Origin of the sequence: Micromonospora sp. URMC 105, from assembly GCF_051386295.1 — a bacterium.
Taxonomy (GTDB): Bacteria; Actinomycetota; Actinomycetes; order Mycobacteriales; family Micromonosporaceae; genus Micromonospora.
In genome coordinates, this window is the sequence record NZ_JBPQTL010000134.1 from 1 (window position 1) to 12,197 (window position 12,197).

14 protein-coding genes are annotated in these 12,197 nt (G+C 74.4%); 4 read left to right on the forward strand and 10 right to left on the reverse strand.

Translation table 11 applies throughout. The annotated features are described in order from the left end of the window. Positions 1-574, forward strand: a 574-nt coding sequence (locus ACSNN7_RS26895; RefSeq protein WP_436683788.1) for an RDD family protein, incomplete at its 5' end; no start/stop codon positions are given. After that, a complete protein-coding gene (gene hisC / locus ACSNN7_RS26900; RefSeq protein ID WP_436683790.1) occupies positions 571-1,674 on the forward strand; it encodes a histidinol-phosphate transaminase in 1,104 nt (367 codons plus the stop codon). The genes ACSNN7_RS26895 and hisC, both read left to right, overlap by 4 nt. Before the next feature lie 45 nt (positions 1,675-1,719). On the opposite strand, the gene ACSNN7_RS26905 is transcribed toward hisC, so the two are convergent. The 5 genes from ACSNN7_RS26905 to ACSNN7_RS26925 all read right to left on the reverse strand — a co-directional run bounded on the left by ACSNN7_RS26905 (position 1,720) and on the right by ACSNN7_RS26925 (position 6,074). Then, positions 1,720-2,958, reverse strand: coding sequence for an outer membrane protein assembly factor BamB family protein (locus ACSNN7_RS26905; RefSeq protein WP_436683792.1), 1,239 nt, complete (start codon positions 2,956-2,958; stop codon positions 1,720-1,722). 76 nt (positions 2,959-3,034) lie between these two features. Then, entirely contained in the window at positions 3,035-3,514 is a 480-nt protein-coding gene (locus ACSNN7_RS26910) for an SRPBCC family protein (RefSeq protein ID WP_436683793.1), read from the reverse strand. Between the two features lie 115 nt (positions 3,515-3,629). Beyond that, positions 3,630-3,839, reverse strand: coding sequence for a DUF397 domain-containing protein (locus ACSNN7_RS26915; protein WP_436683795.1), 210 nt, complete (start codon positions 3,837-3,839; stop codon positions 3,630-3,632). A 155-nt stretch (positions 3,840-3,994) separates the two neighbouring features. Then, positions 3,995-5,194, reverse strand: coding sequence for a fumarylacetoacetase (gene fahA / locus ACSNN7_RS26920; RefSeq protein ID WP_436683797.1), 1,200 nt, complete (start codon positions 5,192-5,194; stop codon positions 3,995-3,997). A 22-nt stretch (positions 5,195-5,216) separates the two neighbouring features. After that, positions 5,217-6,074 (reverse strand): hypothetical protein, encoded by an 858-nt coding sequence (locus ACSNN7_RS26925; RefSeq protein ID WP_436683798.1) that lies wholly within the window; start codon positions 6,072-6,074, stop codon positions 5,217-5,219. A gap of 94 nt (positions 6,075-6,168) precedes the next feature. On the opposite strand from ACSNN7_RS26925, the gene ACSNN7_RS26930 reads away from it, so the two are divergent. Further along, on the forward strand, positions 6,169-7,335 hold the full coding sequence (locus ACSNN7_RS26930; protein WP_436683799.1) for a homogentisate 1,2-dioxygenase: 1,167 nt from the start codon (positions 6,169-6,171) through the stop codon (positions 7,333-7,335). Positions 7,336-7,383: 48 nt separating this feature from the next. Here the strand turns inward: ACSNN7_RS26930 and ispF are convergent, their stop codons facing one another. The 3 genes from ispF to ACSNN7_RS26945 are packed head-to-tail and all read right to left on the reverse strand — an operon-like array spanning position 7,384 to position 9,112. Next, complete coding sequence (ispF, locus tag ACSNN7_RS26935) at positions 7,384-7,860, reverse strand: 2-C-methyl-D-erythritol 2,4-cyclodiphosphate synthase (protein ID WP_436683800.1); 477 nt, start codon at positions 7,858-7,860, stop codon at positions 7,384-7,386. Between the two features lie 16 nt (positions 7,861-7,876). Continuing rightward, positions 7,877-8,572 (reverse strand): 2-C-methyl-D-erythritol 4-phosphate cytidylyltransferase, encoded by a 696-nt coding sequence (ispD, locus tag ACSNN7_RS26940; RefSeq protein WP_436683801.1) that lies wholly within the window; start codon positions 8,570-8,572, stop codon positions 7,877-7,879. A gap of 54 nt (positions 8,573-8,626) precedes the next feature. Next, on the reverse strand, positions 8,627-9,112 hold the full coding sequence (locus tag ACSNN7_RS26945) for a CarD family transcriptional regulator (RefSeq protein ID WP_013288937.1): 486 nt from the start codon (positions 9,110-9,112) through the stop codon (positions 8,627-8,629). Positions 9,113-9,440: 328 nt separating this feature from the next. Between ACSNN7_RS26945 and ACSNN7_RS26950 the strand changes: the two genes are divergently transcribed. Beyond that, complete coding sequence (locus ACSNN7_RS26950; RefSeq protein ID WP_436683803.1) at positions 9,441-10,178, forward strand: hypothetical protein; 738 nt, start codon at positions 9,441-9,443, stop codon at positions 10,176-10,178. Positions 10,179-10,243: 65 nt separating this feature from the next. Here ACSNN7_RS26950 and ACSNN7_RS26955 read toward each other — a convergent pair whose 3' ends face one another. Together ACSNN7_RS26955 and ACSNN7_RS26960 are read right to left on the reverse strand one after the other, a co-directional pair. Next, positions 10,244-10,837, reverse strand: coding sequence for a hypothetical protein (locus ACSNN7_RS26955; RefSeq protein WP_436683804.1), 594 nt, complete (start codon positions 10,835-10,837; stop codon positions 10,244-10,246). Positions 10,838-11,023: 186 nt separating this feature from the next. After that, complete coding sequence (locus ACSNN7_RS26960; RefSeq protein WP_436683806.1) at positions 11,024-12,091, reverse strand: type III polyketide synthase; 1,068 nt, start codon at positions 12,089-12,091, stop codon at positions 11,024-11,026. Between the last annotated feature and the right edge of the window lie 106 nt (positions 12,092-12,197).

The following is a 12,197-nucleotide window of genomic DNA, read 5'->3' on the forward strand; positions in this document are numbered from 1 at the left end:
CGGCACCCGACTGGTCGCCCGGCTGATCGACTTCGGTCTGGTCTTCCTGCTCAACGTGCTGGTCAACGGGTGGTTCGTCTACCGGTACGTCCGCGAGCTCTCCCCCGCCCTCGACGAGGCGTGGCGGCGGGCCAGTACGGGCGACACCACCAACGCGCCGCTGCCGGCCCCGGGTGACCAGGCGGCCGGTCTCCAGATCGCCATCCTGGTGATCGCCACCGCGCTCTGGTTCGCGTACGAGGTGCCCGCGATGGCCGCCGGCGGGCAGACCTTCGGCAAGCGGGTGATGCGGATCAAGGCGGTCTCCGTCGAGGCGGACCAGCCGCTCGGCTTCGGCCGGGCGACCCGCCGGTGGAGCACGCTGGGCATGCCCACCCTGCTCTGGTACTGCTGCGGCTTCGGCCTGCTCCTGCAGTTCGTCGACGCGGTCTCCGCCCTCTTCGACCACCCGCTGCGCCAGGCGCTGCACGACAAGCGCGCACAGACCGTCGTGGTACGGCTGCCGCGACCCGGCGGCCCCGCCACCCCCGCCACCCCGCACGACCGTGCCGACTCCCCGGGAGACACCCCATGACCGACGCCGGACGTCACCACCCCGCGCTGCGCCTGACCCGCGCCGACCTGGACGCGCTGCCGAACTACGTGCCGGGTCGCAGCCCGGCGGACCTGGCGCGTGAGCTGGGTCTGCCGGAGGCGATCAAGCTGGCCAGCAACGAGGTGCCGTACGGCCCGCTGCCCGGCGTGGTCGAGGCGGTCACCGAGGCGGTCACCGGCTCGCACCGCTACCCCGACATGGGCGTGGTCGCGCTGCGCCAGGCGCTGGCCGAGCGGTACGGCGTCGACGCCGACCGGATCGCCACCGGCTGCGGGTCGGTGGCGCTGGCCGAGCACCTGGTCCGGGCCACCTGCCTGCCCGGCGACGAGCTGCTCTACTCGTGGCGGTCGTTCGAGGCGTACCCGATCATCGCGGCGACCAGCGGCGCGACCAGCGTGCGGGTGCCCAACGACGCCGGGCACGGGCACGACCTGACGGCGATGGCCGCGGCGGTGACCGAGCGGACCCGGATGGTGCTGGTCTGCAACCCGAACAACCCCACCGGCACCGCGGTACGCAAGGCGGAGCTGGACCGATTCCTCGACTCCGTCGGCGAGGACGTGCTCGTCGTGATCGACGAGGCGTACCGCGAGTTCGTCACCGACCCCGACGTGCCGGACGGCCTGACCTACCTGGACCGGCCGAACGTGGTGGTGCTCCGCACGCTCTCCAAGGCCTGGGGCCTGGCCGGGCTGCGGATCGGCTTCCTGGTCGCGGCGCCCGAGGTGGCCGCCGCCGTCCGCAAGGTGGTCACCCCCTTCTCCACCAGCATGGCCGCCCAGGCCGGGGCGCTGGCCGCGCTGGCGCAGGCGGACGAGGTGCAGCGGCGCTGCGCGCTGGTCGTCGCCGAGCGGGACCGGGTCACCGAGGCGCTGCGCAAGCTGGTCCCGGACGTGCCGTCCAGCCAGGCCAACTTCGTCTGGCTGCCGCTGGGCGACCGGGCGGTGGACTTCGGCAAGGCGTGCGAGGCGCGCGGTGTGATCGTCCGGCCGTTCGCCGGCGACGGGGTGCGGGTCACCATCGGCACCCCGGCCGAGAACGACGCCTTCCTCCTGGCGGCGGAGTCGGCGCTCGCCTGAGCGCGGTGACCGGTCCGCCTCCGCCCGATCCGGTGGAGGCGGACCTCAGGTCGCGGCCAGCACCACCGGCTCGGCCATCAGGAAGTAGCCCTGGTCGTCGTCCTCCGGACCGGCCCCCTCGCGCAGCCGCTCGACGGCCACGTAGCCGTCGACCGCGTACGCCCGCCCCGGCTGCCAGCCGATGCCGTCCCGCCCGACCGTCATCAGAAAGCGGGACCGCTGCGCCCCGGTCCTCGGGTCCAGCGTGATCAGGTCCCGCTGCCGGGTCAGCACGTGCACCCGACCGGGCTCGGCCGCGATCACCCGCACCTCGCCCAGGTCGCCCCGCCGCCACCGCAACTTCCCGGTGCGCGCGTCCCGGCCGATCAGCACGCCGTCGGTCACCCCGACGGCGAACTCGCCGCAGAGCGTGACCTCCTCGGCGCCCAGGACCGGCGAGGGAACCGGCGCACCGGGGCCGACCAGCCAGCCCCGGCCGTCCGAGGTGCGCAGCCCGCGGCACTGCGAGTGCGGGGTCAGGCACCCCAGCGGCGTGACGGACAGCTCCCGGCCGGCGGCGGGGGGACGCCAGCGGGTGCTCACCGCCCCGGTCGCGACGTCGCGGAACTCCACGGTCGCCGGGTCGGCACAGGCGTCCACCGAGAGGACCTGGCCGGCCGCCGTGGTCCCGAGATCGGTGCGGCACTCGGCGTCCCCGGCGGCCCGCCAGAGCTCCCGCCCGTCGGCCAGCGCGTACCCGCGCAGCCCACCCTTGCCGGACGCCACCAGGGTGGTCCGGCCGTCCGGAGCCGGCGCGACGAAGATCCCCCGCGGGTCCCAGACGACGGCCGCGCCGGTCCGCCGGGCGGCGAAGTCCGACCCGGGCACCGGGCCATCGGCCCGCCAGGCCACCTTCCCGGTACGGCCGTCCAGCGCCACCAGTTTCCCGTCCGACCAGCGGCTCACCACCGTGGTGCCGGAGACCAGCACCGCGTGCAGCTCGGCCGGCCACCGCCGGTACGACCAGAACGGGGTGACCCGGTGCCGGCTGTCGGCGGGCCGGTCGGCGTAGACCTGGCGCTGGGCCGCGTACACCCGGAGCCGGCCGTCGACGATCAACGGCGCGACGGGCAGCCGGCCCACCACGCCGACCGCCGGGGTGTCCAGTGGCGGCAGGTCGTCCTGGGCGGGCGTGACGACCTCGGCGGGCGCCAGCACCCGGTAGCCGACGACGGCGACCGCCCCGAGGGTGAGCAGCGCCGCGAGCACGACCACGATCCGTCGCCGGCCCTTCGGGACACCCATGCGCACCTCCGCCCGGCACCCTACCGAGACGACCCCGGGCCGCCCCGCGCAGGTCGCGACGGGCACTCGGCGGGGATCAGGCCGCCTCGGTGTCGCTGGCGCGCACCGCGGCGGCGAGGTCGGCGAGGTCGCGGCGCATGGCGCCCTCCACCGCGCGGGCGGCCAGCCCGCCGAAGAGCAGCGCGACCACCCGGCCGTACGGAGCGATCGGCACCGCCTGCTGCTCCACCGTGACCGCCGTGCAGCCCCGGCCTCGGCGGCGCACGGTGCGCACGGTCCAGGTGATCCGGTAGTCCACGCCGAGGCCGGGCGAGCTGAGCACCAGCCGGTGCGGCGGCCGCGCCTCCAGCACCACGAACTCCTCCGCCTGGTCGCCGCCGTCCGGCCTGGTGCGGGTCTCCCGCCACGCGGTGCCCGGAGCCAGCCGGCCCTGGGTCAGCAGCTCGACGCCACCGACGGTGCCGAGCCACTCCGCGCGGACCGGCAGGTCGACCAGGAGCGCCCACACGTCGTCGGCCCGCGCCTCGATGAACTCGGTGACCGTGACCGTCGACATGACACCTCCCGTGGCGTCCACGGTACGGCGGGTGAGCGCGCCACGGGGGGTGCTGCGACGGAATTTCCGTCACCGGTGCCCCGGATCGGGGCACCGGCGCGGTTCGCCTGGTCGGTCAGGGGCGGAATCCGTCGAGGCGGATCGCCTCGACGAACGCCGTCCAGCCCGGCGGACCGACGACGAGCACCGGCCCGTCGGGGTCCTTGGAGTCGCGTATCCCGACCACGCCGCGATCGCGTACGAGGTTGTCCGCCACCTCCACGCAGAGCCCTTGATCGTTCGAACGACTACTGGTGCGCCAGATCGCGCCCACGAGATCGCTCATGTTCGTACCTCCTGTCCGCTGGGACGTGCCACGCCGGTCACGACCCACGCCGCCCCGGGACGGGACGGCGTGGGGTGGTGACCGAATCCGGTCGATCAAACGCGGCAGGAGGGCCCGGCGGTCGCACAGCCGGTGCGACCGGCGAAGACGGATCGTCAGCGGGCCGGCAGGATCCGCCCGGTGACCTCGCCCAGGGCGATGGTGGTGCCGTCCGGGCCGGGGGCGGTGGCCCGGATGGTGACCGTGTCGCCGTCCTCCAGGAAGGTGCGGGTCTCGCCGCCACCGACCTTGACCGGCTCGGTGCCGCCCCAGGTCAGCTCCAGGAACGAGCCGACCTGGCCCCGGTCCGGCCCGGAGACGGTGCCGGAGGCGTAGAGGTCGCCGGTGCGCAGCGAGGCCCCGTTGACGGTGAGGTGGGCCAACTGCTGGGCAGGCGTCCAGTACATGGTCGCGAACGGCGGCTCGGCGACCCGCTCGCCGTTCCACTCCACCGCCAGCCGCAGGTCCAGCCCCAGGTGCGGGGTGTCGCGCAGGTAGTCCTGCACCGGCGGGTCCTGCTCCGGCGCCGGCACGAACGCGTCGGCGAGCGCGTCCAGCGGGGTCACCCAGGCCGAGACCGAGGTGGCGAAGGACTTGCCCAGGAACGGGCCGAGGGGCTGGTACTCCCAGGCCTGGATGTCCCGGGCGGACCAGTCGTTGACCAGCACCACCCCGAAGACGTGGTCGGCGAAGTCGGCGGCGGCGACCCGGTCACCGAGGGCGCTCGGTACGCCGACCACGAAGCCCACCTCGGCCTCGATGTCGAGGCGTACGGAGGGGCCGGCGGTCGGGCCCTGCGGGGTGGCGCGCTGCCCGGTGGGGCGGACCACCGGGGTGCCGGAGACGACCACCGTGCCGGCCCGGCCGTGGTAGCCGATCGGCAGGTGCTTCCAGTTCGGCAGCAGCGCCGGCTGGCCGGGGCGGAAGATCTGCCCGACGTTCGAGGCGTGGTGCTCGGAGGAGTAGAAGTCGACGTAGTCGGCCACGTCGAACGGCAGCAGCAGCTCGGCCTCGGCGAGCGGCACCAGCAGCGGCTCCACCGCCGCCCGGTGGGCGGGGTCGGTGAGCAGCTCGACGATGCGCTGCCGCACCGACGTCCACTGCGGACGGCCCAGCGCCATGAAGTCGTTGAGGGTGGGGCGGCCCAGCGCCCCGGCGGCGAGCACCAGCCCGGCGGCCTCCGCGCCGGCCAGGTCGAGCACCAGGTCGGCGACGCGTACGCCGATCCGCGGCCCGCGCCCGTCGTGCCGGAACACCCCGTACGGCAGGTTGGTCACCCCGTACGGCGAACCGTCCACGCCAGTCACCCAGCTCATGCCACCACTCCGCTGCGCTCGTTCATCGGTCGAATCCCCCGTTCACCAGCCCCAGCCGGATCAGATCGGTCATTGGTTCCAGGATGCTGCACGAGCCGAAGCCGACCCAGAGCGGCCGCTGCTCGTCGCACCGCGCCCGGGTCTGCTCGACCAGGGGCCGCGGGTCGGTCGCGGCGAGCAGGGCGGCGACGGCGTCCACCTCGGCGCCCTCGGCGGCGGCGAGGGTGGCGGCCAGCACGTTGCCGAAGCCGTGGTGGGTGAAGCCGGTCTCCGGGTCGAGGTGGCGCACCGCGTGGTGCAGCCCGGCGGTCAGCTTGAACGGCAGGCCCCGGTCGCGGCAGGCGCAGATCACCGCGGCCAGCTCGACCGGGGTGGGGAAGAGTTCGGCGGCCAGCCCGCCGGTGCGGAACTTCGCCGCGACCGGCAGCCCGTCGGCCCGCGCCGCGGCCAGGGTGTCCAGCGCGCCGGTCAGGCCGAAGGTCAGCGGGACCTCGGCGTAGACGGCGACGCCGGTCAGCCGCTCGGCCAGCTTCAGCAGCTCGGCCAGCCCGGGCTGCGGGTCCTCGCCGCGCTTGGCGACGGCCACCTCGAGCTGGCGGACGGTGATCCGGCGATCGGCCTCGGCGAGGGCCGCGTCGAGCCGGCCGATCGGCAGGTCACCGATGACGCCGACCGCGAACGACTCGCCGGGACCGAGCAGGTCGGCCAGGGCGGGCAGGGTCGAGGCGGGCAGCAGCAGCGGGCCGACCAGGTCGGCGTACCAGGCGTCGCGGTGCCCGTGGTGCGCGGCGACGGCGTCCGGCAGGGACGCGCTGCCGGGCGGGAAGACGGCGGCGTCGTCGACGAGGCCGGTGAAGAGGTGGGGGACCTGCGTTGACACGAGACAAGAATCTACGGGACGCTACAAGGAACGGACAACAGCGTCCGATTATCGGACGCCATCGGCCGGAGAACGGGATATAACGGGAGGCGACATGCCGTACTACCGCAGCGTCGGCGAGGTACCCCGCAAGCGGCACACCCAGTTCCGTCAGCCCGACGGCAGCCTCTACGCCGAGGAGCTGATGGGCCAGGAGGGTTTCTCCTCCGACTCGTCCCTGCTCTACCACCGGTACGCGCCGACCGCGATCGTCGCCGCCGAGGAGTTCACCCCGCCTGCGTACACCCGGGTGCCGAACCTCCCGCTCAAGCCGCGTCACCTGCGTACCCACAAGCTCGACGGCACGGGCGCCGACCCGGTCCTCGGACGGCGCTACCTGCTGGCCAACGACGACGTCCGGATCGCGTACGTGCTGGCCGACCGGCCCTCCCCGCTGTACCGCAACGCCACCGGCGACGAGTGCCTCTACGTCGAGGCCGGCACGCTGCGGGTGGAGTCCACCTTCGGCGTGCTCGACGCGGTGGCCGGCGACTACGTCGTCATCCCCACCTCGACCGTGCACCGGCTGGTGCCGACCGGCGACGCGCCGACCCGGCTGCTCGCCGTCGAGGCGACCGGGCACATCGGCCCGCCCAAGCGCTACCTGTCGGTGCGCGGCCAGTTCCTGGAGCACTCGCCGTACTGCGAGCGGGACGTCCGGGGGCCGGACGCGCCGCTGCTGGTCGACGGCACCGACGTCGAGGTGCTGGTACGCCACCGGCGCGGGTGGACGAAGCACGTGTACGCCAACCACCCGTTCGACGTGGTCGGCTGGGACGGGCACATGTACCCGTGGTCCTTCTCCATCCACGACTTCGAGCCGATCACCGGCCGGATCCACCAGCCGCCGCCGGTGCACCAGACCTTCCAGGGCCCGAACTTCGTCATCTGCTCGTTCGTTCCGCGCAAGGTGGACTACCACCCCGACGCCATCCCGGTGCCGTACAACCACCACAACGTCGACTCCGACGAGATGCTCTTCTACACCGGCGGCAACTACGAGGCCCGGCGCGGCTCCGGCATCGAGCAGGGCTCCATCTCGCTGCACCCGTCGGGCTTCACCCACGGCCCGCAGCCGGGTGCGGCGGAGCGCTCCATCGGGGCCGACTTCTTCGACGAGCTGGCGGTCATGGTGGACACCTTCCGCCCGCTCGACCTCTGCGACGCGGCCGGCGAGTGCGAGGACGAGGGGTACGCCTGGACCTGGTCCCGCCGCCCCTGACTCGGGCCCGGGGTCGACCCGCCGCAACCGGTGCCGCCGGCCGGGGGGTCAGGCGGCCTCGTACACCAGCGCGACGGCGATGCCGGCGAGCCCCTCGCCGCGTCCGGTGAAGCCGAGCCCGTCGCTGGTGGCGGCGGAGACGGTGACCGGCGCGCCGGCCGCCGCGGAGAGCACCCGCTGCGCCTCCTCACGGCGCGGCCCGATCCGGGGCCGGTTGCCGACCACCTGGACGGAGATGTTGCCGATCTCGAAGCCGGCCGCGCGGACCCGCCGGGCCGACTCGGTCAGCAGCGCCACCCCGGAGGCGCCGGCCCACTCGGGCTGGTCGACCCCGAAGTTGGCGCCGAGATCGCCGAGCCCGGCGGCGGAGAGCAGCGCGTTGCAGGCGGCGTGCGCGACCACGTCGGCGTCGGAGTGACCGGCCAGGCCGTCCTGGCCCGGCCAGTGCAGCCCGGCGAGCCAGCAGGGCCGGCCCGGCGCGAAGGCGTGGATGTCGGTGCCGACGGCGACCCGGGGAACGATCATGAGCCGAGGGTACGCGTCAGTGGCCGGCGGCCAGCAGGTACTCGGCGAGCGCGAGGTCGAACGAGCGGGTGACCTTCAACGCGTACTCCGAGCCCGGTACGCAGAAGACCGGTACGCCCTGCTTCTCGACCAGCCCGGCGTCGTCGGTGAGCGGGTCGCCCGCCGCGGCGTGCGCGGCGGCGAGCACGTCCCGCCGGAAGCCCTGCGGGGTCTGCACGGCGCGCAGCGCGGACCGGTCGACGGTGCCGAGGACCACCTCGCCGGTGCCGACCTCCTTGATCGTGTCGACCACCGGGAGCACCGGGATCACCGCGTGGTGCCCGGCGCGGACCGCTGCCGCCACCGACTCGACCAGCTCGGGTGGGGTCAGCGCGCGAGCGGCGTCGTGCACGAGCACGATGTCGGGCCCCGGCGGCACGGCGGCCAGGGCGGCCGCCACGGACGCCTGGCGCTCCGCGCCGCCCGCCACGACCACGACCGGCGCCACGGGGGCCAGCAACCGCTGGACCGCTGCGACCTCGGCCGCCGGGGCGGCCACCACGATGGTGTGCACCGACGCCGCGGCGGCGATCCGGCGTACGGCGTGCACCAGCAGCGGCTCGCCGCCGAGCAGGCGCAGTGCCTTCGGCGCGCCGGGGCCGAGGCGTACCCCGGCACCGGCCGCAGGCACGAGGACCGCGACGTCACCGCGCGGATTCAGCTGCGCGGTCACGTCGCGGTCCTGGTGGTTTCTTTGCTCTGGGACGGGTACGACGATCCGGTGGGATCAGGCCTCGGTCAGGACCTTGTCGAGCAGCGTCTCCGCCTCGTCCTTGGTGCTCTTCTCGGCCAGCGCGACCTCGCCGACGAGAATGTCGCGGGCCTTGGCGAGCATGCGCTTCTCACCCGCGGACAGACCCCGCTCCCGCTCCCGGCGCCACAGGTCGCGGACGACCTCGGCGACCTTCAGCGGGTTGCCGGAGGCCAGCTTCTCCAGATTCGCCTTGTAACGCCGCGACCAGTTGGTCGGCTCCTCGGTGTGCGGTGCACGGAGCACGTCGAAGACCTTGCCCAGGCCCTCTTCGCCGACCACCTCGCGCACACCCACGATCTCGGCGTTCTCAGCGGGCACCCGGACCGTCAGGTCACCCTGCGCGACCCTCAGGACGAGGTACTCCCTGGGCTCGCCCTTGATGACCCGAGTCTCGATTGCCTCGATGAGTGCGGCCCCGTGGTGGGGGTAAACAACGGTCTCGCCGACACTGAAAACCATAGGTTCGAAACCCCTTTCGCTGTGTCTAGGGTAACACGCTCAGGCACGGATGTCTCACCGCTGTCCTGACCGTTGGCGCAGCTCAGGGGCCCTGTGAGAGGTATTTCTTCGGCTTGACAGGCAGTCAAACCGATGGTTTGCACACGCTCCGTGATGAACGGATGACAACCCGGTACGGGTGATCGGAGCGTGGATTTCTCGGGCTACGCGCTTCTCCCATGGTAGCCCGGCAGCGCCCGGCCCGCCCAGGTCTGGCGGCAGCAGGGGGCATTGCGGGACGCTGAAGGGGTACCGCTGTCCGCTCACGAGCACTTCTGGCGGGGGTCCGATGAGCATGCCTGACGCAGAGGGCCACGGCCCGTCCGACGGCCTGCCCGACCTGCCTCCGGAGTGGGGTCGGGTGGTCGTGCCGGACGACGCGTCGGCGCTGGCCGAGGAGGCCGAGCAGCTCCGTCGCGAGCTGCGGCGCCAGGCCGCCGGCACCCGCCCCCGCCGACGGTTCGGGCTGACCCTGCGCCCCGACGGGCGGCCACCCGTCGCCCTGCCCGTGCTGATCCTGGTGGTGGCGTTGCTCACCACCGTCGGCGGCCTGCTCGCGGTCACCTGGCCCCGCTCGCCCCGCGGCACCGAGCGACCGACCGTCCTGCCGTACCCCTCGTCGGCCGCACCCGGCACCCTGACCGGCCGGCCGCTGCCGGCGCTGGACCTGGTCGACGCCGGGCAGTCGCCGGTGCCGCTGCGACGGCTGCTGCCCGCGATGATCATCCTGGTGGACGCCTGCGCCTGCACCGAGCAGGTCGCCGCCGCGACGGCCGCCGCCCCCGCCGGCGTCTCGGTGGTCACCGTGACCGGCAGCCGTACGGTCGGCCCCGACCCGATCCCCGGTGGACCGGTACGCGCCCTCGCCGACCCGGCCGGCGGCGTACGCGCCGCGCTGCACCTCGACCCCCGCCCCGGCATCGCCACCGCGCTGCTGGTCGACCGCTCCGGCACGGTCCAGCGGGTCATTCCCGACCTGGCCGCCGCCGGCGACTACCGGGCCGATCTGAGCCGTCTGGTCCGCTGACCCGGCCCGGCGGTCCGGACGCCGATCCCGGCACCGCGCCCGGGCGCCGATCACAACGACCCGGCTCAGGGCAGGGCGACCAGTTGCGCGGCCAGCTCGACCGGCCTGGCACCCACGGCGGAGAACTCGATCCGGATGGGCGCCGTCGGATCCGGCAGGTCGAACTCACCCAGCCCGCCGTTGCAGGTCGTCCGGGCGGTGTCGGTGCCCGGACCGTGGTCGATCGAGATCGCCAGCTCACCGGCGCCGGTGCAGCGGTACTGCAACAGGTGCCGCGCCCCGTCGGCCGCCGACTGCCGGCGTACCGGTTCCTGACCCGGGAGCAGCGTCAGCCGCTCCCGCCAGAGGGTGTCGGTGAACCGGGGCAGCGCGACCTCGCCGTCCTCGCCCGGCAGCGCGGTCGCCTCGATGACGCGGCCGGAGCCGTCGACATGGACCCGGACGGCCGCGCCGGGGTTCGCGGCCAGCACCTCGTCGAGGGTCTGCGGGGACCGGGACGGGACGGCACCGCGCAGCGGCGGGCTCGTCCCCACCGCCACTCCGCGCGGGTCGGTGGCCGGAGCCTCGGCCCACCACCACCAACCACCCGCTGTCAGGGCGAGCAGGGCCGCCACCGCCAGCAGGCCGCCGCGTAGCCGGTCGTCCGGCCGGTCATCCACTCGACGAGCGTAACCAGCCACCGCCGAACCCGCCGTCCCGTCGGCGTCGTGGCACCGGCGTCGGCGCGGCACCGGCGTCGCGGCTTGGCGGCCTTGCGGCCTTACGGCGTCGCGCCGCAGCGCGGCAGCGGTGTTGTGGCGTCGCGGCGGTGCGGCGGTGCGGCAGAGGGCCGGCGGCGGCGCGGTTCAGGGGCGGCGTTCCAGCAGGGCGGCGTAGAGGGTCAGGCCCGGCCCGAAGGCCAGCATCACGATCCGCCGGGGCGGCACGGGCGCCCGCAGCAACCGGTCCAGGATCAGCAGCACCGTCGGGGACGAGCAGTTGCCGTGCTCGTCGAGCGTCGCCCGGGAGGCCGCGAGGGCCTCCGGCGGCAGGGCCAGCTCCCGCTCCACCACGTTGAGGATGCGCGGGCCGCCCGGGTGCACCGCCCAGCCGTCCACCTCGGAGATGTCCGTGCCGTGCCGGGCCAGCAGGCCGTCCACCAGCCCCCGGACGTGCGTGGAGAGCACCTGCGGGACCTTCGGCGACAGGCCCATCCGGAAGCCGGTGTCGGTCACGTCCCAGGTCATGTGGTCGGCGGTGGAGGTGTCGGTGACCGAGGTGACCTCCCGCAGCGCGTACCCACCGCGAGCATCCGGGTCGGTCGCACCGGGAACCACCACGGCGGCGACCGCGGCGTCGGAGAAGAGCGCGTGCGAGACGATCTGCTGGGTGTCCATCCGCGCGCTCGCCGGCTGGATGTGCAGGCTGGTCAGCTCGGCGCAGAGCAGCAGCGCCGGGCGCCCGCGCGCGGTGACGAAGTCGGCCGCCGCGCCGAGCCCGGGCAGCGCGGCGTAGCAGCCCATGTGCCCGACGAACATGCGCTGCGTGTCCGGGGCCATGCCCAGGTCACGGGCGAGCAGGATGTCCAGCCCCGGGGTGGCGTACCCGGTGCAGGAGCAGACCACGAAGAGCCCGACGTCGCCGGCGGCGAGACCGGCGGAGGTCAACGCCCGGCCCACCGCCTCCTTGCCCAGCGGCAGCGCCTCGACCTGGTAGCGCCGCATCCGGCGCTCGGTCGGCCACTCGGAGACGTCCTCCAGCAGCGGATTGACCGCGGCCTGGCGGCGGGTCACCCCGGAGTGCGCGAAGATCCGCTCGGCCAGCGCCCGGGTGGTGCCGGAGAAGTGCCGGGAGAAGAACCCCTCCCAGAGCTCGTTCTGCGCGGCGCCCGGCGGCTGTGCCGTACCGAGACCCGCGACGACTGGTACGGCCATGTCCCCCACCTCTCGTCCACGACTGCACGCCCGGCGACCTCGGACGTCTGCGCGGACTGGCTCGGCATCGCGGCGCTGGGTGGGGACCCGGATCGCGACGGATCGA

Coding starts and splice junctions, on each gene's coding strand:
- ACSNN7_RS26960 (WP_436683806.1), bottom strand. CDS start 12,091: ATGGCCGTACCAGTCGTCGCGGGTCTCGGTACGGCACAGCCGCCGGGC.
- ACSNN7_RS26910 (WP_436683793.1), bottom strand. CDS start 3,514: ATGTCGACGGTCACGGTCACCGAGTTCATCGAGGCGCGGGCCGACGAC.
- ACSNN7_RS26905 (WP_436683792.1), bottom strand. CDS start 2,958: ATGGGTGTCCCGAAGGGCCGGCGACGGATCGTGGTCGTGCTCGCGGCG.
- hisC (WP_436683790.1), top strand. CDS start 571: ATGACCGACGCCGGACGTCACCACCCCGCGCTGCGCCTGACCCGCGCC.
- ACSNN7_RS26950 (WP_436683803.1), top strand. CDS start 9,441: ATGAGCATGCCTGACGCAGAGGGCCACGGCCCGTCCGACGGCCTGCCC.
- ispF (WP_436683800.1), bottom strand. CDS start 7,860: ATGATCGTTCCCCGGGTCGCCGTCGGCACCGACATCCACGCCTTCGCG.
- ACSNN7_RS26915 (WP_436683795.1), bottom strand. CDS start 3,839: ATGAGCGATCTCGTGGGCGCGATCTGGCGCACCAGTAGTCGTTCGAAC.
- ACSNN7_RS26945 (WP_013288937.1), bottom strand. CDS start 9,112: ATGGTTTTCAGTGTCGGCGAGACCGTTGTTTACCCCCACCACGGGGCC.
- ACSNN7_RS26930 (WP_436683799.1), top strand. CDS start 6,169: ATGCCGTACTACCGCAGCGTCGGCGAGGTACCCCGCAAGCGGCACACC.
- fahA (WP_436683797.1), bottom strand. CDS start 5,194: ATGAGCTGGGTGACTGGCGTGGACGGTTCGCCGTACGGGGTGACCAAC.